At 35.4% G+C, this 25,618-nt stretch carries 16 protein-coding genes; 4 read left to right on the plus strand and 12 right to left on the minus strand.

The window, feature by feature from the left end; translation table 11 throughout:
• The 3 genes from KZH69_RS03470 to KZH69_RS03480 form a co-directional block, all read left to right on the plus strand.
• A partial coding sequence (locus KZH69_RS03470) for an HYR domain-containing protein (protein ID WP_219316073.1) occupies positions 1 to 3,557 on the plus strand: 3,557 nt, incomplete at its 5' end.
• A gap of 41 nt (positions 3,558 to 3,598) precedes the next feature.
• Entirely contained in the window at positions 3,599 to 4,528 is a 930-nt protein-coding gene (locus KZH69_RS03475) for a PorP/SprF family type IX secretion system membrane protein (protein ID WP_219316074.1), read from the plus strand.
• A gap of 10 nt (positions 4,529 to 4,538) precedes the next feature.
• The gene (locus KZH69_RS03480) at positions 4,539 to 6,485 is read left to right on the plus strand and encodes an OmpA family protein (RefSeq protein ID WP_219316075.1); all 1,947 of its coding nucleotides are present in this window, start codon (positions 4,539 to 4,541) and stop codon (positions 6,483 to 6,485) included.
• Between the two features lie 123 nt (positions 6,486 to 6,608).
• Here the strand turns inward: KZH69_RS03480 and KZH69_RS03485 are convergent, their stop codons facing one another.
• The 12 genes from KZH69_RS03485 to KZH69_RS03540 all read right to left on the minus strand — a co-directional run bounded on the left by KZH69_RS03485 (position 6,609) and on the right by KZH69_RS03540 (position 23,059).
• The gene (locus KZH69_RS03485) at positions 6,609 to 7,631 is read right to left on the minus strand and encodes a LacI family DNA-binding transcriptional regulator (protein WP_219316076.1); all 1,023 of its coding nucleotides are present in this window, start codon (positions 7,629 to 7,631) and stop codon (positions 6,609 to 6,611) included.
• 88 nt (positions 7,632 to 7,719) lie between these two features.
• Positions 7,720 to 8,739: a LacI family DNA-binding transcriptional regulator gene (locus KZH69_RS03490; RefSeq protein ID WP_219316077.1), complete on the minus strand. Its 1,020-nt coding sequence runs from the start codon at positions 8,737 to 8,739 to the stop codon at positions 7,720 to 7,722.
• Between the two features lie 438 nt (positions 8,740 to 9,177).
• Positions 9,178 to 10,734, minus strand: coding sequence for a vanadium-dependent haloperoxidase (locus tag KZH69_RS03495; protein ID WP_219316078.1), 1,557 nt, complete (start codon positions 10,732 to 10,734; stop codon positions 9,178 to 9,180).
• Position 10,735: 1 nt separating this feature from the next.
• Positions 10,736 to 11,647, minus strand: coding sequence for a hypothetical protein (locus tag KZH69_RS03500; RefSeq protein ID WP_219316079.1), 912 nt, complete (start codon positions 11,645 to 11,647; stop codon positions 10,736 to 10,738).
• A 21-nt stretch (positions 11,648 to 11,668) separates the two neighbouring features.
• Entirely contained in the window at positions 11,669 to 12,871 is a 1,203-nt protein-coding gene (locus KZH69_RS03505; protein WP_219316080.1) for a hypothetical protein, read from the minus strand.
• Between the two features lie 355 nt (positions 12,872 to 13,226).
• Positions 13,227 to 13,778: a hypothetical protein gene (locus tag KZH69_RS03510; protein WP_219316081.1), complete on the minus strand. Its 552-nt coding sequence runs from the start codon at positions 13,776 to 13,778 to the stop codon at positions 13,227 to 13,229.
• Between the two features lie 182 nt (positions 13,779 to 13,960).
• Positions 13,961 to 15,649 (minus strand): glycoside hydrolase family 13 protein, encoded by a 1,689-nt coding sequence (locus KZH69_RS03515; protein ID WP_255557630.1) that lies wholly within the window; start codon positions 15,647 to 15,649, stop codon positions 13,961 to 13,963.
• A 25-nt stretch (positions 15,650 to 15,674) separates the two neighbouring features.
• Positions 15,675 to 17,411 (minus strand): glycoside hydrolase family 13 protein, encoded by a 1,737-nt coding sequence (locus tag KZH69_RS03520; protein ID WP_219316082.1) that lies wholly within the window; start codon positions 17,409 to 17,411, stop codon positions 15,675 to 15,677.
• A 13-nt stretch (positions 17,412 to 17,424) separates the two neighbouring features.
• Positions 17,425 to 19,188: a glycoside hydrolase family 13 protein gene (locus KZH69_RS03525; protein ID WP_369410631.1), complete on the minus strand. Its 1,764-nt coding sequence runs from the start codon at positions 19,186 to 19,188 to the stop codon at positions 17,425 to 17,427.
• A 12-nt stretch (positions 19,189 to 19,200) separates the two neighbouring features.
• Positions 19,201 to 20,109 (minus strand): carbohydrate kinase family protein, encoded by a 909-nt coding sequence (locus tag KZH69_RS03530; RefSeq protein ID WP_219316083.1) that lies wholly within the window; start codon positions 20,107 to 20,109, stop codon positions 19,201 to 19,203.
• Complete coding sequence (locus KZH69_RS03535) at positions 20,106 to 21,434, minus strand: sugar porter family MFS transporter (RefSeq protein ID WP_219316084.1); 1,329 nt, start codon at positions 21,432 to 21,434, stop codon at positions 20,106 to 20,108. Before KZH69_RS03535 ends, KZH69_RS03530 begins: the two co-directional genes overlap by 4 nt.
• Before the next feature lie 2 nt (positions 21,435 to 21,436).
• On the minus strand, positions 21,437 to 23,059 hold the full coding sequence (locus tag KZH69_RS03540) for a glycoside hydrolase family 32 protein (protein ID WP_219316085.1): 1,623 nt from the start codon (positions 23,057 to 23,059) through the stop codon (positions 21,437 to 21,439).
• A gap of 178 nt (positions 23,060 to 23,237) precedes the next feature.
• On the opposite strand from KZH69_RS03540, the gene KZH69_RS03545 reads away from it, so the two are divergent.
• Positions 23,238 to 25,244 carry a kojibiose hydrolase gene (locus tag KZH69_RS03545; protein WP_219316086.1) on the plus strand — a complete coding sequence of 669 codons (2,007 nt, stop codon included), beginning with the start codon at positions 23,238 to 23,240 and terminating at the stop codon, positions 25,242 to 25,244.
• Positions 25,245 to 25,618: the final 374 nt, after the last annotated feature.

Consider the following 25,618-nt stretch of genomic DNA (forward strand, 5'->3'; position numbering starts at 1 on the left):
ATGATGCGCCAAGCACTTTCCCAATTGGAAGCACCACGGTAACCTGGACGGTAAAAGACGCGAGCAACAACACAGCGACCTGCACCCAAACGGTAACCATAACAGATAACATCAATCCAACAATCACCTGTCCTGCGGCAGTAAGTGTCAATGTAGACGCTGGCTCTTGTGTGGCTACGGGAGTGGCTTTGGGCAGCCCGGTATTTGCGGACAATTGTTCGGGGGCTACGGTATCGAATGATGCGCCAAGCACTTTCCCAATCGGAAGCACTATAGTTACCTGGACGGTAAAAGACGCGAGCAACAACACAGCGACCTGCACCCAAACGGTAACCATAACAGATAACATCAATCCAACAATCACCTGTCCTGCGGCAGTAAGTGTCAATGTAGACGCTGGCTCTTGCGTGGCTACGGGAGTTGCTTTGGGCAGCCCGGTATTTGCGGACAATTGTTCGGGGGCTACGGTATCGAATGATGCGCCAAGCACTTTCCCAATTGGAAGCACTATAGTTACCTGGACGGTAAAAGACGCGAGCAACAACACAGCGACCTGCACCCAAACGGTAACCATAACAGATAACATCAATCCAACAATCACCTGTCCTGCGGCAGTAAGTGTCAATGTAGACGCTGGCTCTTGCGTGGCTACGGGAGTTGCTTTGGGCAGCCCGGTATTTGCGGACAATTGTTCGGGGGCTACGGTATCGAATGATGCGCCAAGCACTTTCCCAATCGGAAGCACTATAGTTACCTGGACGGTAAAAGACGCGAGCAACAACACAACGTCCTGCACCCAAACGGTTAAGGTGATAGGGGAAATAATTGCCAACGATGACTTAGGGACTCCAATTAATGGTACAGTAGGAGGGACAGCATTAGTTGATATTATATCAAATGATCAATTAAATTGTGCTATCGTAAATCCAAATGATGTTGTTTTATCTTTTATTAGTGCTACTAATGCAGGAGTTTCTTTGGTCGGTAGAGGTGTAATTGTTGCACCAAATACTCCTGCAGGTTCATATAGTCTAACGTATTCTATTTGTGACAAACTAAATCCAACGAATTGTGATACCGCTAAAGTTACAGTGCAGGTAAATACCATTGATGCTATAGATGATACTATGTTACCAATAATTGGTAGTAGTGGAGGTACAACTGAGAATGTATTGTTTAATGATAAAGTGAATGGTACATTATTAACAGCAGCAACATTTAATACTGTAAATGTGTCATCTGTTGGAGTATATCCAACAGGACTATCATTGAATATGGATGGAACGCTAACTGTAGCTCCGGGAACAACAGCAGGTAAATACGCCGTACAATATCAAATTTGTTCCGTGAGTAGTCCTGCTATTTGTGATACAGCTAGCATCAACATTGAGGTAAAAGATGTTCCTGCACCTGCACCACCAATTGTTTTAGCTAATGATGATTCGGCTGGACCTATTGACGGATTGAATGGAATGAAAAATATTCTTAATGTTCTTTCAAATGATTTAGTAGATGTAAATTCTGCAACATTAAGTAATGTAAACCTTTCTGTTGTAACTCCGGATGCTACTGGTTATTTAACATTAAACACAGATGGCTCACTAGATATCAAAAGAGGCACTCCTGTGGGAACATATTCATTAACGTATCAGATTTGTACTTTGGGTGTGATACCTGTTTGTGATGCTGCTGCAGTTTCGATTGTTGTTAATTGTAGTTCTGCTACTTATATTTCAGGGATTGTTTATAATAAAGGAAATGCTAGTGCTCCCTTAGCGAATGTTCCAATAACTTTGATACCTCAAAAAACTACAGTTGGACCAGTATTAATGCAGATTACAAAAGCGGATGGTTCATATAGCTTTTCAGGTATGGTACAAGGGGATTATTTGGTACAGGTTCAAGATGCCAATTTGAATAGTGTCTACCAATTATATCCTACAAATGGTAGTTTGCGTTTTATAACGGTTAATAATTGTGACTTTCAAAAAATAGATTTTGAATATGATTTGTCTACTCTGCCTGTATTGGGAGATTATGTTTGGTATGACATTAATAGTAACGGAATACAAGACGAATGGTATGATGCCAATAATGATGGTTTAGTGACACAAAATATCCCTGACGCTAATGGAAATATTGATTATAGTAAATGGGAATGGATTGATTATAATGGGGATGGAAGCTGTAAAGGGGCTAATAATGTTGGGGAATTAAATGCAGCAGGGATTGGTAATGCTAAAAGTTCTAATATTGTAGTAACAGGACCTAATGGATATTCTAAAACCGTTATAATTGGTTACGAAGGGTATTGGAGAGACAGACCAGGAGTTTCAAATCCTTGGGGAGATTATAAAGTAGAGTTGGTAATGGATGCGAATCTAGATGCTGCAGCTCAAGCTTTGGGAGGAACCGGTTTAGTTAAAGTTTTGCCTAGCACTACTAAAAAAGGAGTTGATTTAAATGTAAATAAAATGCAAGGTTCTGTTGTTTGCGGATTGACTACACCTAGTTTTAAATTGACTAATTTAAGTACTTCTAATAGTGTTTATCTTGATGGTGATTTTGGAATCAGTTGTAGAATGTATGCAGGCATAGTTGCAAATAGCGACAATGTGGGGGCTATAGATGGTAGCAAAGCACTAAATGGAATTTTTAATGTGATAGCTAATGATACTTTTAATGGATTACCAATTCATCTATCAGATGTAGTATTGAGTTTTACACCAGATCCTAATTTTACGATCGGAACAAATGGTTTACTGAACACTATTGCCGATATTCCAGGGGGTAATTATACTTTGACATACAGCATTTGTGAAAAAGCAAATCCAAGCAATTGCAGTACTGCTTTGGTGACAGTGTTTGTGGAAAAACCAAGCATCGCATTGGTAAAGACGGCTCATTTCAATGACGAAAATGGAGATGGTTATGCAAAAGCAGGTGAAACTATTACTTATAGTTTCGAAATAACCAATACAGGGAATGTTCCTTTAACGAATGTGATAATAAACGATCCATTATTAGGAGTTATAATGTCAGGAAATCCATTGATAATGGAAGTAGATGAGATCAATACAACCAATTTCAAAGGGCGATATGTGATTAAGCAATCGGATATCAACACGGGATCAATATCCAATCAAGCGACAGTTTATGGAACGAGTCCAAATGGGCAAATCGTTGAAGATAAATCGGATGAGTTGAATATACTTGATGATAATCCAACAGTATTATCTGTTTCTGGATGTGCAATTAAAGTATTTAATTCTCTAACACCTGACGGAGGTGATAAATATGATAGATTATTCATACAAGGGCTAGAATGTTATCCAGACAATTCTGTAGAGATTTTTAATCGTTGGGGAGTTTTGGTTTTTGAACGAGAGCATTATAACAATGATGATAGAGCATTTAAAGGCGTTTCAGAAGGACGTGTTACTGTTGAGAAATCACAAGAATTACCGGTAGGAACTTATTTTTATATACTTAAATACAAAGACAGTGAATCTAATGCTTTAGAGAAATCAGGTTACTTGTATTTAAATAGAAAATAGTTCGATCAGCTTCACAAGCTATTATAAATAAAATAATGCACATGAAAAAAAAAATAATCAGGTTGGTACTACTGTTTTTCTCTATTGCCAGCTATGCACAACAAGATGCTCAGTACACACAGTATATGTATAATACAATAGTAGTGAATCCTGCCTATGCTGGATCAAGACAGACTATGAGTATCTTTGCATTGCATAGAAATCAATGGGTTGGTGTAGATGGAGCTCCAGTAACAAATTCATTTTCGATAAATACACCATTTAATGAAAGTAAATTAGGGCTTGGCCTTTCCTTCGTTAACGATAAAATAGGACCGTCGATTGAGAACAACATATCAGCTGATTTTTCCTATACTGTTCCCGTCTCTGAGAAGTATAAAATGTCATTTGGATTAAAGGCTAGTGCCAATTTATTAAATATAGATTTCACGAAACTTACATATCAGCCTGGGGATCCTAATGCTTATCAGGATAATATTGATAATAAGTTTTCACCCAATATTGGAATTGGATTCTATTTGCATTCTGATAACAGTTATATTGGGATATCGGCACCAAATTTAATTGAAACTGAACATTTTGATAAATCGGCAACTTCAAGTTCAACAAGCCATATCGCGACAGAGAAAATTAATTATTACTTAATAGCAGGATATGTTTTTGATTTGGGGGCGAACGTAAAATTTAAACCCTCTTTGCAAACTAAATATGTACAAGGATCACCTTTGCAAGTAGATATATCTGCGAATTTCATGATGAATGAAAAATTTGTAGCTGGTCTTGCATACCGCTGGAGTGCAGCAATGAGTGCTATGGTAGGATTTCAAGCAAGTGATTCTTGGTTTATAGGATACAGTTATGATTTTGATACCACGGAATTTGCACAATATAATTCGGGTTCGCACGAAATCTTTTTGCGATACGAATTGTTTAATGCCTACGATAAAATTATATCTCCAAGATTCTTCTAAAAATGAACCTATGAAAATTAAAAATATAGTTTTTAGTCTGTTTTTAAGTGCTTTCTTTTTTCAGGGATTTGCTCAAAAAGTAGCTGTTGGTAAAGCCGAAAAGAGTTATGATCGTTATGCATATGTTGATGCCATTGACACTTATGAGAAAGTAGCTGCGAAAGGGTATCAAGATGAAAAAATGTTCCAAAAGTTGGGGAATGCCTATTACTTTAAAGCTGAATTATCAAAGGCTTTAAAATGGTATAATCAACTTTTTGCTTTATATCCTAATCAGGAAGCTGAGTATTTTTACCGTTATTCGCAAGCCTTAAAATCGGCAGGGGATTATGTTAAAGCTGACCAAATGTTGGAGCAGTTTAATCAAAAGACAAGCAATGATAAACGTGGGATACTTTTTAAAGATAATCGAAATTATTTAGAAGAAATTAAAGCTAATTCAGGTCGTTTCCAAGTAGTTGATGCAGGAGTAAATTCTGTATTTTCAGATTATGGAAGTTCTTTTTTAGGGAATAAATTAGTATTTGCATCCGCCAGAGATACTGGAGGTGTTTCCAAGAAAGTATTCAAATGGACTAACAAATCTTTTAGTAATTTATATTGGTCGGAGATTAAGCCAGATGGAGAAATGGGAACTCCAGAGCGTTTTGAGCGCAAAATTAACTCCAAATTTAATGAATCGACTCCTGTGTTTACCCAAGACGGGCATACGATGTACTTTACCAGAAATAATTTTCTAGAAGGTAAAAGAGGGAGGGATACAAATAAAAATACGTTACTAAAACTATATAAAGCCACATTGGATAAAGAGGGGCAATGGAGTGATGTAATAGAATTACCATTCAATAGTAATAATTACAGTGTAGCTCACCCCGCTTTGAGTGTGGATGAAAAAAAGTTATATTTTGCTTCTGATATGCCTGGAACATTAGGGCAGTCAGATTTGTTTAGAGTAAAAATAAATACTGATGGTACTTATGGTGAACCTGAGAATCTAGGTCCAGAAGTTAATACCGAAGGGAGAGAAACATTTCCTTTTATTTCCGATGATAATGAACTATATTTTGCCAGCGATGGAAGACCAGGTTTAGGCGGGTTGGATATTTTTGTAGCCAAAATAGAAGTGGACGAAAGTTTTTTTGGTATTCAAAACGTAGGAGAACCAATTAATAGTAAGGAAGATGACTTTGCTTTTTTAATCAATAGCAAAAATAGGAATGGTTTTTTTAGTTCAAATAGAGAACGTGGTAAAGGTTATGATGATATTTACCGATTTGTAGAGAACAAAAAATTGATCTGTGAACAAATGTTATCAGGTTTAGTTACCGACTTAGATTCTGGGCAGATAATAGTTGGAGCAAAGATAAGTTTGTTTGATAGTAACTTTAAACCTTTGCAAGTTGCCTTAACAGATGAAAAAGGAAGTTATAGCTTCCCCGTAGATTGTGGTAAAATGTATTATGTAAGAGGAGAGAAGGACGAATATCAAACGAAAGAGGGATCTGTTAAAACCAAAATGTTGGGTGGAAATAAGCTCTTTCCTATAGTTCTTGAGAAGCGTATGAAGTCAATTACTGTAGGTACTGATTTGGCCAAAACATTGGATATTCCTATTATCTATTTTGATTTGGATAAATCATTTATTCGTAAAGATGCAATGTTTGAGTTAGCCAAAGTGATAGCAGTAATGCAGCAATATCCTGATATAAAAATTGAGGTTCGTTCACATACCGACAGTCGTCAGAGTTCAAAGTATAACGAAAAATTATCCGATATGAGAGCCAAGGCCACCGTGGCTTGGTTGGTAAGTAACGGGATTAATTCTGTTCGATTAGTTGGAAAAGGCTATGGAGAATCTCAGTTAGTGAATCATTGTTCAGATGGTGTGAAATGTACAGAAGAAGAGCACCAAGCCAATAGGCGAAGTGAGTTTATTATTGTTTCGATGCACCAATAGTTGATTAAGATATCATAAATATCCCTTCTTTCTGAAGACCTCAGAAGGAAGGGATTTTTTACTTAATCATTCGATTTGATATGATTTTATTCTGCTGTAAATTTTGAAAGTGACAAAGAGTAATTATCTAATAGTTGATTCTCGTATGATAATATCTGTTTCTAGCTCTATGGTTCTCAGTGTAAAAGGAATTTCATCTCTGTGGGCATTCATTTCTTCCAATAATAAATTAAATGATGCAACTCCCATTTCATGACTTGGTTGGTCAACCGAACTTAATTTTGGTGAAATTACTTGTGACATGAACCAATTGCTAAAACCAATTACAGCAATTTGGTGTGGTATTTTAATTTGATTTTCGTTACAATACGATATAACACCAGCTGCGGCTAAATCAGTGATAACGAAGATACCATCTACATCTGGATGATCCTTTATTATTTGTGCAGTAAAATCATAACCTTCTTGAAATGATACTTTATCACAAGTATAAACAAGGTTTGATTCGTACGGAATATTGTTTTTTTCCAATGCCTTTTTGTATCCAATAAATCGATCAATCGAATTTTGCGGATTAAGTGGTCCACGAATATGAGCTATTTTTTTGCATCCAATATCTATTAAATGTTGAACAGCATTGTATCCAGCCTTTTGATCATCTATGATTACTTTGGAACAGGGAGCCAGTTTTGACATTTTATCAAACATAACAAAAGGAATTTTTCTGTTTATGATTTCTTTTATATGCTCGTCGTAATTGGTTTCGTTGGACAAGGACATTAAGATGCCATCAACTCTTTTGTTTATTAATAATTCAACTTGTTTCTTTTCTAAAGTAATGGTTTCACTAGACTGTAGGATGATAACCAAATAACCGTTTTTTTCGGCTTCGTCAATAATCGCATTAATTACATTTGAAAAAAAATGATGCATTACCTCAGGAATAATCAAACCTATGGTTTTAGATTCTTTTGTGCGTAAGTTTACCGCAAAGCTATTAGGCGTATAATGTAAATTTTGAGCAAGGTCTATTACCGCTTGTTTAGTTTTGGCACTTACGTCGGGGTAGTTTTTTAAAGCTTTTGAAACCGTGGTAATTGAAATCCCTAATGTAGTCGCTATTTCTTTGAGAGTTATATCTTTCATATCTAAAATCGAAGCTAAACTAAGTTTAAAATAAAATTTGGAATTTAAAATGCTTATGCAATATAGTAATTAGAATTCAATAATCAAGTTAAGTAGATTCTCTTTCTAAGATGGATGTTTCTAATTCGATGGATTGAAAAACTACAGGCTCATTTCTTTTTTTTGAATTGATTTCATCAAATAAAATCGCTGCGGCAACTCTGCCAATTTCAAATCCAGGTTGGTCGACAGTAGAAAGTTTTGGAGTGGTCACTTCGGTCACAAAAGAATTGCAAAATCCTACAATGGCAATTTGTTTCGGCATTGGGATGTCTATTTCATTTAAGTATTTGAGCGCCCCAACGGCAACCATGTCTGTCACAGTAAAAATGCCATCCAAATTGGGGTGTTCTGCAATGGCTTTTATGGCATTTGCGTAACCATCTTCTAAGTCTGTATTGTTATCACAAACATAGACTAAGGAAGAGTCGTAAGGAATGTTATGGTCTTCGAGTGCTTTTTTGTAACCCAGAAATCGGTCAATTGAATTTTGGGGCATATAAGATCCCCGAAAATGGGCAATTCTTTTTCGCCCTTTTTCAATTAGAAAAGAAGTGGCATTATATGCAGCTTTTCTATCATTTATACTTACTTTCGAACAATTAACCAATTTGGCAATTTTATCAAATAGCACTAAAGGGATTTTCTGTGCCAGTATATTATTTAAATGCTCGAATTCGCCCGTTTCATTGGATAAAGAGATAATAATTCCATCAACTCTTTTACTTAATAATAACTCAAGTTGTTTTTTTTCTAGTTCTAATTTTTCATTAGAACGTAAAATAATCACCATATAATTTCTTTTTTCGGCTTCTTCTAATACGCCTTGAAAAACTTTGGAAAAAAAATGATAATCAACAGTTGGTATGATTACTCCTATGGTTTTCGATTCTTTGGTCCTTAGATTTACGGCAAAACTATTTGGAGTGTAGTTAAGGGATGTCGCTAAATCAACTACTTTTTTTTTTGTAGCGGGGCTTACATCGGGATAGTTTTTAATCGCTTTGGAAACAGTAGTTGTAGATATGCCTAGCTGGTCTGCGATTTGTTTGAGTGTAGCGTTTTTCATAATGGTAACCCCAGATTTAAAAATCTAATTAAAAAAAACTGTTTCTTGAAAAACAAACATACAATTTATTTATTGTATTTCCATTTTCAAAAAATAGTTTTAGCCTGAGGAATGTTATAAAGAGTATGGTGCTTTTTTAAACTTTTTTTAATTTGTTTAGAATCAATAGGTAAAAAAAATCATTGAGCATCACGGCCTTTTTGAGTTGGAATTATTTCACTAATTTTTTGTTTTTTGTAAGAATTTAATTAAAATTTCATTCGATTTTTTTGAGGTAGCTTTTGAAATAGTTACCAGCCTTAGAATTTGTTTTAAACATAGTAACCAAACTATTAAGTAATAAAATTAGGATTTAAAAGTGTTCAGTCAATTAAAACCAAGAATTTTATTTATCTAAGACTGTGTAACTAATTAATATATTTTCATTGATTCAATTAATTACTCGGCACCATCTGTTTTGGCTCTGGCTACTGCAAAGTTACCAACAGTTTCACCAAGTATCATACCTTTTTCGCAATCACTTCGATAGTGTATAGCACCATACATTCTAGAGTTTGAGGCTTCTTGGGCCATTGCTTTAAGACTTTCAGTTTTGGCAGGCAAAATATGAGATAAAACAGTACAAGCTGCCGCACTAAAAGTAGAATGCCCAGATACATAAGCAGGGAAATTTGGGACGCCAGTTGTTGTTTTTATAGATGAATCCATTTGAGAAGGTCTTGGGTTAAAATAGAAGTATTTTGCATCCCAACAGCTTATAGCGGCATCCATCATAGAAATGTTTAATAAGGCCATATTTCTAGCCCATCGCACTTCACTGTAATTTTGTTCAACAAATGCTTCGGTAGCAATAGCATTCCAGTGACCAGGCGGTGTGTATGTTCCGACTCCATCGGCCCAAAAGGTAACAATCTCTTGATTTTTTTTAGAATTGTCTTTGCTGAATGTTTTAATTTCAGCTAATTCATTTGCAAATTGTTCCGATTTTGTGGATGGTGGAGGCACAGGACGACTTGCGACAACATCTGCAGAAGACATGAAAAATGATTTTACTTTCCCAAACAAAGGCAACATAGGTGGTCTTGCTGGTATTTCTAATGATTTCCATGGTGTTTCTCCTGTGGCAGCAATTTGTGTTTCAAGAAGTGTCCATAGGTCTTGATTCCCAACTGCAGCTCCAGCGCCATCTGTTGAAGCTCGTGCTATAAACTTAGCTGCTATTTTCTTTCCTAAACTAATTCCTGAATCTACATCACTTCGAACATTGGCTCCACTAATGATGCGGTATAATTTTTCTTCTTCTGCTTTTTCTTGAATGAAGGCAATTTCTGTTGGAAATAATAATTTTAATAATTCAACAGTAACTCCAGCCAAAACAGCATCTTCACAGGGATATGAAGGTAAAGTGCTTTTTGGAATTAACACGGGTAAAGTGGCGTCTACTACAAATGGAGCGGGTCTATTGTATAGTTTTTTATAATGCCATGTTGCAATCATAGCATCGTATTGTGCTGCACTTACATATGCATAAGCTCTAGCTGAGTATGGAGGATTTGAAAAAGGAAATTCAGGGTTGGCAAATGGATTGGCTCCAGATGGAATAGGGTACGTTCCATCAGGATTCTGAAAAGGTGGGCGATTGTGTTTGGCAACTAAAGTTCTCATGATTTCGTTCCAACGCAATACACCACCAACACTCCAATAGGCTATTATTGCTTTTTGCTTATCAGTAATGTTGGCTTGATAACTCTTTATTTCGTTGATTTCCCTAGTGTATGCTGGTAATGTTGTTGCTATAGGAGCATCTAAAGGAAATTCATCTGGAGCAGTTAATAAAATAGGTTTCCAAGTTCCTGCAAGTTCGTCAGCATTTGTTGGGTTTAATTGAGGGAATTGATCATTGCGTTCTGTAATGTCATTTGAACAAGAATACGTAAATGCAAGAAGTATAACCAATAGACTTTTATAAATCGTTTTTTCAGTATTATTTTTCATCTTATTTTACTTTTTTATTAAAATTAATTACATAAAAGGCCCCTCCATAAAAAGAGGTTGATTGCCCCACGTTTCTGCCGTCTATGACATAGTTGAATCCTCCTACAAAAGCGAGTTCCGGAATTTTTTTCAAAGTATATTTTATGTTGGTTCCCAAACGTAGCGCATTCATGGTGTTACTTGGGAAAGGCATGTTGTTTTGAGTGATGTCAAAACCGCCAGCTTGCGTAACCCAGTTGTCAACAATTGCCTCCGCAATCAATCGGTCTGAACGATAACCTGCTCTTGCGTTTATGTTGATGACATTAGGCATGTCCACTTCGTTAGTGTAATGCATTTCATCTGTAAAATAAGTGTTCCTTTCGATGGTAACATTGCTTCGGAATAAGTAAGCTCCAGAAACCGTAGTAAAAAACTTTCCTCTTTGATAATCTCCCATCAATCGGAAAGTGGCTACTTGGCTTCCTAAACCTAAACATAATGGGAGATAATCAACAGCATAATTGGAAACGGGTGTTGAGTAGCTTCCAATAGTGTATAAAGAGTAAGTTGCGTTTTTGATTTTCTTTTCAAAAGGCATGTATTTTACGGTTAGTGATAGGTCTTGAAAACCTTCTTGACCTTTCATAGTGCCGGCAGATGCATTTGTTTTTACATAAGGAATATTGAATAAAAAATTCAGTTTGTCAGTAATTCCATAATTGCCCATAACTCCATAGGTCTTAGTACAAACAGTTCCTAAATTCAAATTCTCTCTTTTGTTGGTTCCTTCCCAATAGTTGTCCCAACTGCTGTATTGATAAACAGATCCAACACAGAATCGATTTTTGCTCATCATAATGGCATCAATCTCTGTTTGAGCATTTGCAAAAAAAGTTCCGAGTAAAAAGCAACTTAAAATAATTTTTTTCATGTTTTAAATCTTTTTTAAATCTTATAAATTAACTGTTACGTGTTTTTTCTTTCCAAGTCCAAAACGATAATAATACCCCACATTAAAGGAATAGTCGGCAAAAGCAGCGTCGCCTTGTACATGAACATATTTGCTAGGATCAGTTATAGTTGAGTTTATTAAGTCTTGTGAGGCAATATCTGCAGCACTCTGAATACGATTTTTTACAAAGTTGTAAGGAATGAATAAGCTAAAACCATGATGACCTAGTGTGTAGGCAAAACCATATTCTACGGCTACAACATAGCCAGGACGACGGTAGGCAACTTGTCCACCAAAGGCATCATAAGCTGGAATTCCTTCGACACGTCCCGCTAGAGAAACATTTAAATTCTGGTTTTTATCTACCGCAACCATTAAACCAGCACGTCCAAAATATTGATCAGGACAAGCATATATTTCATATCCTTCTAAGCCTGGTTTCGGGGCTGATTTGAATGTGCCATTAGATTCCTTTGGGTTGAACAAGTAGTATCCATTTGCAAATCCATAAAGACGGTCGGTTAACTTTCTGAAAATTTGAAGTTCAGTTGTTATTCCTACCCCGCCATCTCCAGGTTGAATGGCTTGGTCCATTACTACGCTTTTTACAGTTCCATCGGTTTGTGGCGCGTCGTCCATTTCGTTATGACTACCATTGTTGAGTTTTACTCCTAAGCCCACCATGATGTTTCCTTTTGGCATTTTTGTTGGATCAAATAGCCAATAATTAGCACTCAAACGGATATCAGCAATTCCATCCGCATATACGCTATAACGGTAGTTTTTGGTTGTTGGGTTTTGTTTTAGTACTTGAGAGCGCTCATTGTTTACATAAGGCAACGTAGCGTTTAATTGAATGCGGTTGGTTAGTCCGTAAGAAATATTAAAATCAATAGCATGGGAATAGATATTTACGGCATTACCACGTTCGTTTCCATTTTCATCCAGACCGCCTCCTGTGGTTTGTCTTTGAGGTTGCTCTTCTTTTCCAATAAAATGTCTCCAAGAGTGAAAATAGCGATAATTACCACCAACTTGAAAGTCGCCTTTGTTTAAATTATATGAATTAGTCAAAGTCATGTTTAGTCCTCCCATTTGTCGAACCGCGACACAACCTTGAGCATTTATTTTTTGTGATTGAAGTGTGCCTAAAATAATAAGTAGTGCAGTAAATGCAATATAGGATGCGTTGTTTTTTTTCAAAATAGTAGTTTTGCTTGTTTAGAATTTGTCCTATAAAATCATGAAACAGCTCTTTTATGAAAAGGCGTTTTTTGTTAAGGCTAAAAATATTTTTCAGCGAATTTCAGTAGGATTTTTGATTTTTAATTTGAAAAGAAAAAAGAAGGTACGACTGAATTTGAACTCAGCAACAATTGAATTCTAAATATTAGAATGCAAAATGCAGATTCCGATTAATCGAATGTTTTGCCATAAGGACTTTTAAAATATAACAATGATCACAAATGAAGATTGATTTTGAAAGTTCTTCCGCTAAATACGAATAAAGGATAATATCAAATGATAGTAGTCTTTGTTTTTTCTTAAATAATAAAAACTAAACGAAGTCTGGTGGAGAGTAAAAAGAAGGTACGAATCCAGCATGTAATTTCTCCTTTGAAAAAGAAATTAAAGGGATTGATTTGAAATTTTCTGTATTAGAAATTGCAATAGATTCAGGATGCTGTATGAAATAATCTACCGTGAAAGTTTTAATTATTTTTTTTGAAGCACCTTTATTGTCATTTAGTCCATTGAATAATTGAACATCAACGATGTTTTCAATTTCTTGGGTCGATAAAGAAGTATTGATGTTAGGTAGATAATATAAATTAAGGATATTGTCCTTGATTTGTTTTTTAAAAATATGATAACTCTTGTTATTTATCGTAATGTTTTCATTTACATATTCTAATTCGGTGTCATCTGCAAAAGCGTAAAGAGATGCATTCATGCTGATTACCTTAAATTCAGGATCTGGAATTTTTTTCATAGCCGTTACCCACTCTTGCTCTTGATCAAAAGCAAAAAGCATGCGATATCCCAATGCATTGTAAAACAAGGTTACAAGCAGTGTGGAAAACAGTATTATTGAGGCTATTTTTTTCATTCGTTCCAAAAATAATAATTAATATTGATTATTGGTGATTAAAATAAAAATTTAAGAAATAAATTTTAATATAATAATAATTAAGTTAATTTTTTCTATTATTTGTAAATTTGTTCGTCTTTTATTTTTTTTATTGAGGTTTTCGTAAATGATTTTTTTTGAAATGAGCTTAAAAATTACAATTAGTATTCATTTAGAGCCAAAACAAGCGCTTCAAATGGTCTTAATTCACTTGTGCTGTTTTTAGTGGAATAATTGTTAAGCAATATGGTTGATTTTTCTAGATTGTAGCCACAATTATATGCTGCTTTTTCGGATGAAAAATTAAGTAGAACAATTATTTTTTTATCCTCAAATGTTCTTAAATAAGCATATACTTTTGGATTGTTTTCATCTAATAGAGTATAGGTTCCGTAAACCAGTGTTGATTCTTGTTTGCGTAATTGAACCAATTTTCTGAAATAGTTTAAGACAGAATCTGAATCATTTTCTTGTACTTCGGCATTAATCGTTTGATAATTAGGATTGACTTTTAACCAAGGTGTGCCATTTGAAAAACCTGCATTTTTTGATCTGTCCCATTGCATCGGTGTTCTTGAATTTTCTCGTGAAGCTTGTTTTTGTTCTTCTAGAAAAGCCCTCAAATCTCCGTTTTCGTTTTGTAAAGCGATGTATTTATTTTTCGTGTCGATATCATTATAATCATCAATGTTGTCAAAACGGATATTGACCATTCCTAATTCATCCCCTTGATAGTAATAAGGTGTTCCTCTCATCGTAACGACAAATGTGGAAAGCATTTTGGAACAAATTTCTCTAAATTCAGGGGCGTCATTACCAAATTTACTCACCATTCTGGGTTGATCATGATTGGCCAAGAAAATGGAAAGCCATCCTTTTTCTTTGAATCCTTCATCCCATCTGGAATATAATTTTTTGTAGTTTACAAACCCATATTCGTCCAGGTGTTTGCCAATTTCTACACCTTCGAGATGATAGGCCATGCTCAATTCATTTCGGTCTGGATCGACAAAAAGCATCGCTTCTTCGGGAGAAGCGCCTGCGCCTTCGGATACCGTCATAACTTCGTATTGGCTCAAAACTTCGCGATTCATTTCCTGAATGTATTCGTGTAAGTGTGGTCCTCTTCCATAAAATTTCATAATTTCGGGGATGTTGCCCAAAATCTCAGATGGCAATTCTGGAAAAGAATCATCCTTAGAAATAAACTGAAAAGCATCCATTCGAAACCCATCAATTCCTTTGTCTAGCCAAAAACGCATTACTTGATACAGTTCTTGGCGCACTTTTGGATTGTTCCAATTGAGATCAGGTTGCTTTTGTGAAAAATAATGCAAGTAATAAGCATCGGTAGTATCGTCATATTTCCAGGCATTACTGTTTACATCAAACCAACTCCAGCGGTAAGGAGGAATTCCTTTTTCGGCAGGCCACCAGTAATAGTAGTCTCGATAAGGATTGTCTCTAGATTTTCGGCTTTCCTGAAACCAAAAATGTTCATCGCTACTATGATTGAATACCAAATCCATGATGAGTTTGATTCCTCTTTCCTGCAGTCCTTTCATCAGTAAATCAAAATCTTCCATAGTGCCAAAATCAGCTAGAATCGAGCAATAATCACTCACATCATATCCATTGTCATCATTTGGAGATTCATAAATCGGATTAATCCAAATGGCATCAATCCCTAAACTTTTGAGGTAATCCAATTTGGAAATAATACCTTTTAAATCGCCAATTCCATCGCCATTACTGTCTTTGAAACTGCGGGGATATATTTGATAGATTACGGCTTCTTTCCACCATTTTTTATCAATTTTAGAAACTATATTGGTTGTATGGGTATTCAAAATGAAATGATTTTAATAATTAATTTTAAAGCTGATAAATTACAGCTTCGTAAGGTCGCAATTCTTCTGTTTTTGAAGATGTTGCATAATTGTTCATAACTACTTTTGCTTTCGAGATGTTGATTCCAGTTTTTGCGGAAGCATTCTTGGAAGTAAAATTCAAAAGGATTAGTAATTTTTTACCATTCAATTCTCTAGTGTAGGCAAAGATAGCAGGATTATTTTCGTCAACCAATTCAAATTTTCCATAAACTAAAGAGGGATTCTTTTTGCGCAATTGAACTAATTTTCTAAAATAATTCAATGTCGAATTAGGGTCTTTTTCTTGTTGAGCAGCATTTACAGTAGTGTAATTTGGATTGACTTTAAGCCAAGGTGTTCCTGTTGTAAAACCTGCATTTTGTTTGTCATCCCACTGAAAAGGAGTTCTGCCGTTTTCTCTGGCTGTTTGTTTTTCACCTTCTAAAAAAGCTTTCAAATCACCTCCTTTGTTTTGTAATGCACTATATTTATTACGGGTGTCAAGGTCATGATAATCATCGATACTATTAAAACGGATATTGTCCATTCCCAATTCATCTCCGTAATAATAATAGGGTGTTCCTCTCATCGTCATTAAAAAAGTGGAAAGCATTTTGGATGAAATTGTTCTGAATTCTGGTGTGTCATTTCCAAATTTACTCACCATTCTTGGCTGATCATGATTGGCCAGAAAAATAGCCAACCAGCCTTTGTCCTTAAATTCTTGGTCATATCGAGAAAAAATAGCTTTGTATTTGACCAGTCCAAAATCAGTTAGATGTTTTCCAATATCTACACTTTCAAAATGATAGGCCATATTTAATTCTTTTCGTGCAGGGTCAACAAAAAGCATGGCGTCCTGAGGAGAACTTCCGGCACCTTCGGCTACAGTCATAATATCATATTTGCTAAAAACTTCTTTGTTCATTTCTTGCAAATAATCGTGTAAATGAGGTCCAACTCCGTAGTATTTTATAATGTCTTTTTCATATCCTTTTGGTAGCTCTGGCCAAGTAGTGTCTTTCGAAGCAAACTGAAAAGCATCCATTCGAAAGCCATCAATGCCTTTATCCAACCACCAGCGCATCATATCATAAATGTCTTCTCGGACTTTTGGATTCTCCCAGTTGAGGTCGGGTTGTTTTTGAGAAAAATAATGAAGGTAATACGAATTGGTTTGAGCGTCATATTTCCAAGCATCACTATTTACATCAAAAAAGCTCCATCTATAAGGCGGTTTTCCTTTTTCGGCTGGCCACCAATGGTAATAATTCCGGTATTTATTGTCTCTGGAACTTCTGGATTGTTTGAACCATTCGTGTTCGTCACTGCTATGGTTCACTACTAAATCCATGATGAGTTTAATGTCACGTTTGTGCATTTCTTTCAATAAAAGATCAAAATCTTCCATGGTGCCAAAGTCTTTCATGATGGCTCTATAGTCGCTAACATCATAACCATTGTCATCGTTTGGTGAAGCATAAATAGGATTGAGCCAAACAGCATCAATTCCTAGGCTTTTTATATAATCCAGTTTAGATATAATCCCTTTTAAATCCCCAACACCATCTCCATCACTGTCCTTAAAACTGCGTGGATAGATTTGATACACCACAGCTTCTTTCCACCATTTTGTGTCTACGTTTTTCAATAGTAGCGTTTTATTGTCTTGAGCAGTAAGAGTTGTAGATGAGAATTGGATTAAACCTATGCATGAAAATAAAAAATGATTTAACTTCATATTTATTTTAGTTTTAAAGTTGGTAAAGAATCGCTTCATACGGTCTAAGTTCTCCCGTTTTTGATGGTGCTGCATAATTGTTGATTAAAACTTTGGCTTTCGAAATGTTGATTCCAGTATTTGCGAAAGCATTTTTATCACTAAAGTTTAATAGCACCAATACTTTCTTGCCGTCTAATTCTCTGGTGTAGGCATATACATTTGGATTGTCTTTGTCCAAAAGAGTGTACTTCCCGTAAACTAGTACAAGATTGTTTTTACGTAATTTTACCATTTTTCTAAAATAATTCAACACCGAGTTGGGGTCTTTGTCTTGAGCTTCAGCATTCAAAGTAGTGTGATTGTCATTTACTTTTAACCAAGGAGTTCCAGTGGTAAACCCTCCATTGGTTGAACTATTCCATTGAAAAGGAGTTCTTCCGTTATCTCTTGCTCCGCCTGTTTTTTGATCTTCAATGAATTGTTTTAGATCGCCACCTGCATTTTTTACTTTTTCGTATTCTGCAAAAACTTCAATATCACGATAATCTTCAATTTTATCAAACTTGGCATTCACCATTCCAATTTCGTCTCCGTTATAATAATATGGAGTTCCTCTCATTGAAAGTAAAAAAGTAGTCAGTAATTTTGAAGAATAATCATGAAACTCAGGCGAATCATTTCCCCATCGGGTTGCCATTCTTGGCTGATCATGATTGCCTAGGTAGATGGTTCCCCAGCCTTTCGTTTGATAAACGGCATCCCAATCGGAGTAGATTTTTTTGAAATCGACTAAGGAATATGGTCCCGCTTTTTTGAAGTAACCAGGAACATATCCCAAATTGGTTCCTTCAAAATGGTAGCCCATGTTCAATTCTTTTCTGTCGGCATCCACAAAATTCAAAGCTGTTGAGGTAAGCATTCCTGCGCCTTCGGCCAATGACATGCAATCGTATTTACTTAAAACTTCACGATTCATTTCCTGAAGATATTCATGTAAATGAGGACCGCTTCCCATATAAACATCCCAACGGCCATGGTAGTTTTTGTCTAATTCTGCTTGTGTAATTACAGGAAAACTAGGATCTTTGGAAATAAAAGGAATCACATCCATTCGGAAGCCATCGATACCTTTGTCTAACCACCAACGCATCATGCTGTAAATTTCTTGTCTTACTTTTGGGTTTTCCCAATTCAAATCGGGTTGTTTGAAATTGAAATAATGCAGGTAATAAGAGTCGGTAGTTTTGTCATATCTCCAACCACTTCCATCGGCTTCAAATGCTCCCGGGCGAAATGCCGGTTTTCCTTTTTCGGCTGGCCACCAGTGGTAATAATCTCGGTATGGATTGTCACGGGATTTTCGACTTTCTTGAAACCATTTGTGTTCGTCACTACTGTGATTGACAACTAAATCCATCACGAGTTTGATTCCTCTTCGATGCATTCCTTTTAACAAAGCATCAAAATCCTGCATGGTGCCAAATTCTTTCATTATATTTTGATAATCAGAAATGTCATAACCGTTATCGGCATTTGGGGAGCTGTAAATAGGATTCAGCCAAATGATGTCGACACCCAAACTTTTGATATAATCCAATTTTGAAATAATTCCTTTCAAATCGCCTACACCGTCTCCATCAGAGTCTTTGAAACTCCGCGGATAAATCTGGTAAACGACTGCTTCTTTCCACCATTTTCGGTCAATAGGCACTTTTTTTTCTTGAGCTGTCATAGTATTGCAAATGATAGTAATAAGGGAAACTAATAAGAGCGAAAATGTGGTATGTTTTTTCATTTCAGTTGTTTTTTATTTTTTTAATGGATTCATAAAAGAATCAATGGTTGACTCGTTGATTTTGGGATTGGCTCCTTCTTTTTGTGCTACTAATGCTCCGATGGCACACGCAAAATCGATGGCGCTTTGAGGGGATTCTCCAGCTAATAATTTGCTTAAAAGTCCAGCCAAAAAAGAATCGCCAGCTCCAACTGTATCGGCTACTTTTATTTTGTAACCACTATTGTAGTAGAATTGATTGTTGTAATATAAAACGGCTCCATGACTGCCTTTGGTAACACAAATATGTTTGGTACTGGTTTGTTCTGCAATAAAAAGCATGTTTTGTTCCAATGAATGAAAAGGTGATTGAAGAGATTCACTAATTTCATAAAGTTCATCATCATTAAATTTGATGAAATCGGCTTCATGCATCAGATGATTGAGAACTTCTTTAGTATAAAAGGGAGCTCGTAAATTGACATCAAAAACAGCGTATTTTGCATAATTTATTAATTCAAATAAAGTGTTTTGAGAAACGGCATCCCTACAAACTAAACTGCCAAAAACTAATGCATCGGCTTTTTTTACAATAATTTCATCTTCTGGCGTTTCGATAATTTTATCCCAAGCTGCAGGATAATTTATAGTATAAGAAGCGGAACCTTTATCATTCAATTGTACGATGACTTCACCAGTTTTTAAGTCTTTGTCGACTTGTATGGAACTCGAATTTACGTTGTGGTCTTTAATGTATTGCAGCAATTCTTTTCCTATCTCGTCATTTCCTATTCGACTTATTATTTGAGATTGTATTCCCAAAGAAGCTAGTCGAATAGCCACGTTTAATGGAGCTCCTCCAATTTTTTTATGGGTTGGAAAAACGTCAAACAAGACTTCTCCAAAACATACCACACTTATTTTTTGATTTGTTGCTTTCATTCGGTAATCATTTTTTGTTCTAATTCTTCAAGTGATAATCCTTTGGTTTCGGGCATCATGAATAAAACAAATGTCAATTGCAATACCATCATGAACGCAAAAAATGCAAAAATAGGCCAAGGGTTTTCGTGAAACATATCAATAACAACGGGACCGAGTAAAGTAATTAATGCGGCAAAAATCCAATGAATACTGGTGCCAAAGGATTGCCCTCGAGCACGAACTGTATTTGGGAATATTTCGGATATAAACACCCAAATTACAGCTCCCTGACCAATAGCGTGTGAAGCAATAAAGACCAGAATGGATGTTAATAAAATGGTAGGTCCTGCATTGGTATTGAAAGCCCAAGCTATTATGCATAAGCTCAAAATATAACCAATACTGCCAATAGTCATTAATAATTTTCTACCTAAAATATCAATCAAGCGCATTCCAATAATGGTAAAGACGAGGTTTATTGCACCTATGAGTATGGAATTCATCAAAGATTCTTTGGAGCCTAATCCTGCCATTTCCAATATTTCCGGCGCATAGTATAAAATGAAATTAATGCCAGAGAGTTGGTTAAAGAAAGCAATTAAGAAAGCCAAGACGATTGGCCATTTGTATTTGTGGGTAAATAATTTTTCTTTTTCAGTGGAGTCGACCACATCTTTTTTGATTTCATTAAAATTTTCCAAAGCTTCTTCTTTAGAAAAAATCATTTCAAGAACTTTCAAGCCTGTTGCATCGTCTTTTTTGTTTAAAATTAGCCAACGTGGACTATCTGGAATTTGTAAAACAATGATGCTGTAGATTAATGCGGGTACTGCAACAATGCCAATCATCCAACGCCAATCATTTGCACCGCTAAAACCTTCGAATAGATAATTGGAGAAAAAAGCAATCAGGATTCCAAATACAATATTGAATTGAAAAAGAGCAACTAGTTTTCCTCTGTTTTTGGCACTTGAAATTTCGGAGATATAAATAGGAGCTGCTACCGAGGAAGCTCCAACCCCAATTCCGCCTATGAATCTAAAAAAAGAAAAAACATACGGATTGGGAGCCAACGCCGAGCCTAATGCAGATATTAAGAATAAAATTCCAATCCATAACAAGGTTTTTTTTCTTCCCCATTTGTCACAAGGAATACCGCCAAACAATGCGCCTAAAACAGTTCCCCACAATGCCATCGACATGATGAATAATCCGTGAAATAGGGGAGTTGTGTGCCATAATTCTTTGATAGGCAAGTTGGCACCTGATATAACTACAGTGTCAAAACCAAATAAAAAACCGGCGACCGCGACGGTTATGGACCATTTTTGTACGTTGTTCATTTTTATTTTTTAGAGGGTTTGGATGTAGAGTTGGTTTCCCAAATACCTTTTATTTTAGCAATACTTAGGTTCTTTATTTCTTGATTTTCGTTGGACTGTATGCTTAATTTCATATAGGGTTTGTTGGGAAAAATTTGTTCTGTGAAGGAATAAACTCCGCCATTTAAGAAAATTTCTATTGATGACCAATCTAGAATAATTTGATATTCTAAAGTTGGTGTAGTCAGATTTGGTGTTTCGGTTTTATGAATTGATTTTCCAAAATTAGCTTCAAAATTGACCAATCCAGAATGGGTTCGGTCTATCGAAAAGGTATTCATTTTGTGGTCATAAATGAGGACTAATGAATCATTAACTTCATTCGAAAAAGTTAATTTTAAATTTTTGGCAAGAGCTTTAAAATCAATTTGAGATTGATTTAGATTATTGTATTCGAAAACTATTTTTCTACTTGCTTGAATAGTCAATAATTCTTCTGAATACTCAGGGATTATAATTGTTTTCAATTGTTGGATTGGATTGTTTTTGAGAACATAATTATCGCCTATTTTTTCTAACGAAAGTTTTCTGGGCAAGGTCATGGCACTTCTCCAGTTTTTTGTAGGGGTGTTTCGAGCATACAGCCAATTACTCATCCAGCCAATAAAAATACGTTCGTTATTTGGAGCATCATTATAAGTTACACCAGCATAATTGTCGGTTCCGTAATCAATCCATCGAATGTCTTTTTGATTGGTTTTAAAACTTTTTCCATCATAATCTCCAATGAAATATTGTGTTCCGGAACCTCCATTTGGAGCTCCGGGATTGATACTAATGAGTAAAACCCATTTTTCTGTTGTAGAATTTTCTACTTGGAGTTTAAAAAGATCAGGGCATTCCCAAACGCCACCATGGGCACCTCTGTTTTTGCCAAATTGACTCATGTATGTCCAATCAATCAAATTTTTTGAACTGTAAAATTGGGCATGATCTCCGGCAACCAGAGTTAAATTCCAAAGTTTCGTTTCTGGATTCCAAAAAACTTTAGGATCCCTGAAATCTTTTAAACTGTTGTTTCCTATAATTGGATTTCCTTTGTATTTTGTCCAAGTTTCTCCTTCATCAAGGCTGTAAGCCAAACCTTGAGATTGCGTATTAATCTTCCCTGCCTTTTCGATTTCCATGTTGTGATAAGTAAAAATGGCAATCATTGGTGGATTTTCAATAGTTCCCAGTCCTGAAGTATTATTGATATCGATTGCGGCACTTCCAGAAAAAATAAGTCCTAATTTGTCTGGGAATAAGGCGATTTTTTTGTGTTCCCAATGGATTAAATCTTTACTGGTAGCATGTCCCCAATGCATAGGTCCCCAAACAATGTCCCTTGGGAAATATTGATAAAACAAATGATAGGTTCCTTTGTAGAATAATAAACCATTAGGGTCGTTCATCCATTTTTTTTCTGGTGAAAAATGAAATTGTGGGCGAAAAGGTTCTTTGTAAAGCAAAACAGAATCGACTACAATTGTCTCTGTTGTAGGAATGGCTATTGTGTTTTTGTTTTCTGTTTTTTTACAAGAAAATAACAATGCAAGTAGATTGAATGATAAAACGAATACGATTCGATGGATTTTCAATTGCATTGTCTTTTGTGTTTAAGTTAAAAAAATATGGAATTATAAAATTAGGATTCCTTTTTTAGTTATTTTCATTAATAAAAATCGAAAACGTTTTCGGAGCTTCGAAAACGTTTTCGATTTAAATTTCAATGAGTTAAGGATTAAAAGTTTTAAGTTTGAAGAGCTAATAAAAAAAGAAAATATGAATTCAAATGTAAAAGTGTTGTTTTTAGTTTTGTTGACTAGTTCAATGATGATAGGTCAGACAAAATCAGATGAGTGGCATTTGTATGCTAATTCTAGAGAAAATTATTTTGGTGTGGCTATGGCCAATGGAAAAATCGGAATTGTTACTGATGATACTCCTTTAAAAACCAAAGAAATAATTTTGAACGGGGTGTATGATGGTAGCCCTGAAAATGGAATCAGTAGAATAGTTCGGGGTATTGAGTTTTTGAACCTTCATTTGATTCTAGAAAATCAGGAAGTCAAATCCGACAATATTTCAAATTGGAGTCAGGTTGTCAATATGAAAGAAGGAACAAGTACAACTTCATTTTCATTTAAAGAAATGGCCAATATTGATTACACTATTTTAGCCAATAGAGCAGTGCCATATTCCGCGATGGCTATTATTGAAATTACTCCGAATAAAGACATTGAGGTTACGGCTAATAATTATATGACCGTTCCTGATGAACTAAAAGATGCAAAAAGTCAGTTTCGAGTATTGAAAGATAATCAGTATTTAATGCCTGTTTTTGGTACAACAGCCAAAACATTAACAGGGAAATACACAGTTTCAGCTTCGACTACTTTTCTGTTTGATGGAGAAAATGAATCTTTAAAACAAACGGGAAATGAAGTCGGTTTTACTAAAAAATTACTGAAAGGGAAAAAATACCGTTTTGCCATTGCTGGAGGAATTTGTACTTCAAGAGATTTTAATGATCCATTAAATGAATCCGAAAGACAGCCAATTTATGCTTTGCAACAAGGAATCGATAATTTGTTGAATCGTCACAAGCAGGCCTGGCTCGAATTGTGGAATACCGGGGACATTCAAATAGATGGGGATCTGGATGCACAGCAGCGTGTTCGGTTTGCTTTGTACAATTTGTATTCCTTTAATCGTCCAGAAACCAGACAAAGTATTGCGCCTATGGGCTTGTCTTCGCAAGGATATAATGGGCATATTTTTTGGGATAGTGAACTTTGGATGTACCCTACACTTCTGGCTTTGCAACCGGATATGGCCAAATCGTGTTTGGACTATCGTTCGGATCGTTTAGAGAAGGCCAAGCAAAAAGCCACTATTTATGGATATAAAGGGGCGATGTTTCCTTGGGAATCAGATGATACAGGAGAAGAAGCTACTCCGACTTGGGCTTTGACAGGAATTTTTGAACAGCATATTACTGCGGATGTCGCCATTGCATTTTGGAATTATTACAGTTATACCCAAGACAAAGTGTGGCTTAAAAATGAATACAAGGTACTCAAGGAAACAGCTGATTTTTGGGTAAGCCGTGTTGTCAATAATGATGACGGTAGTTATTCAATTTTAAATGTGGTGGGTGCTGATGAGTATGCGCAACATGTCGATGACAATGCATTTACTAATGCCTCGGCTATAGAAGCTTTGAAAAATACGATTAAGGCTGCAGCCATTTTGAATGAACCCGTAAATCCAATGTGGATAGAGGTATCGAATAAGTTAATTATTCATTCCGAAAACGGAATTACCCAAAATTACAAAGGATACAAAGGGCAAACAATCAAACAAGCCGATGTTAATTTGTTGGCTTATCCCTTGCACGTTATCACAGATAGAAAACAAATCGAAAAGGACTTAGACTATTATGCGGAAAAAATTGATAAAAAAGATGGACCAGCAATGGCTTCTGGAGTTTTATCAGTATTGTATGCTAGATTGGGAGATAAGGATAAAGCGTATGCTTACTTTGTTAAATCCTATTTGCCGAATAGCCGTCCGCCATTTGGAGTGTTTTCGGAATCGGCCAATAGTAATAATCCTTATTTTGCAACTGGTGCAGGTGCGATGCTTCAGGCTGTTATTTATGGTTTTGGAGGTGTGGAACAAACGGATAAAGGATTGCAGTACAATAAAGGGCTTTTGCCTAAGCAATGGAAATCCTTAACCATAAAAGGGATTGGTGTTGACAATAGGACAATTACAATAAAATAGAAACAATTTTAGTATTGCCACAAACATGAAGTAACATTTTACGGAAAAATGAAATTTCGTGTTTGTGGCTTTTTTGTGCCAAATAGTTTGGGAAAATTTTTATTCAGCATTACAAATTCACTTACTTGAATATCAGAGTTTTGTAAATATATTGTTCAGCTACGAGACGATTTTATTTTTACCGTAAGTAAATACATTCAATTAAAGATTGGTTTTGCATTAAATTTTGAATATTGCAAATAAAATGGGTAAAAATAATTAAATGTGTTTTTTTTACACTTTTTTATTTCATTATATTTTTTTATTTCTTAAAATTTTAACACTCTATTTTTGAAATCGAAAACGTTTTCGGTACAACTATAACGTTGTAGTTT

Source organism: Flavobacterium taihuense, assembly GCF_019351435.1.
Taxonomy (GTDB): Bacteria; Bacteroidota; Bacteroidia; order Flavobacteriales; family Flavobacteriaceae; genus Flavobacterium; species Flavobacterium taihuense.

Coding starts and splice junctions, on each gene's coding strand:
- KZH69_RS03520 (WP_219316082.1), bottom strand. CDS start 17,411: ATGAAGTTAAATCATTTTTTATTTTCATGCATAGGTTTAATCCAATTC.
- KZH69_RS03485 (WP_219316076.1), bottom strand. CDS start 7,631: ATGAAAGATATAACTCTCAAAGAAATAGCGACTACATTAGGGATTTCA.
- KZH69_RS03530 (WP_219316083.1), bottom strand. CDS start 20,109: ATGAAAGCAACAAATCAAAAAATAAGTGTGGTATGTTTTGGAGAAGTC.
- KZH69_RS03500 (WP_219316079.1), bottom strand. CDS start 11,647: ATGAAAAAAATTATTTTAAGTTGCTTTTTACTCGGAACTTTTTTTGCA.
- KZH69_RS03525 (WP_369410631.1), bottom strand. CDS start 19,188: ATGAAAAAACATACCACATTTTCGCTCTTATTAGTTTCCCTTATTACT.
- KZH69_RS03480 (WP_219316075.1), top strand. CDS start 4,539: ATGAAAATTAAAAATATAGTTTTTAGTCTGTTTTTAAGTGCTTTCTTT.
- KZH69_RS03510 (WP_219316081.1), bottom strand. CDS start 13,778: ATGAAAAAAATAGCCTCAATAATACTGTTTTCCACACTGCTTGTAACC.
- KZH69_RS03540 (WP_219316085.1), bottom strand. CDS start 23,059: ATGCAATTGAAAATCCATCGAATCGTATTCGTTTTATCATTCAATCTA.
- KZH69_RS03475 (WP_219316074.1), top strand. CDS start 3,599: ATGAAAAAAAAAATAATCAGGTTGGTACTACTGTTTTTCTCTATTGCC.
- KZH69_RS03535 (WP_219316084.1), bottom strand. CDS start 21,434: ATGAACAACGTACAAAAATGGTCCATAACCGTCGCGGTCGCCGGTTTT.
- KZH69_RS03490 (WP_219316077.1), bottom strand. CDS start 8,739: ATGAAAAACGCTACACTCAAACAAATCGCAGACCAGCTAGGCATATCT.
- KZH69_RS03545 (WP_219316086.1), top strand. CDS start 23,238: ATGAATTCAAATGTAAAAGTGTTGTTTTTAGTTTTGTTGACTAGTTCA.
- KZH69_RS03495 (WP_219316078.1), bottom strand. CDS start 10,734: ATGAAAAATAATACTGAAAAAACGATTTATAAAAGTCTATTGGTTATA.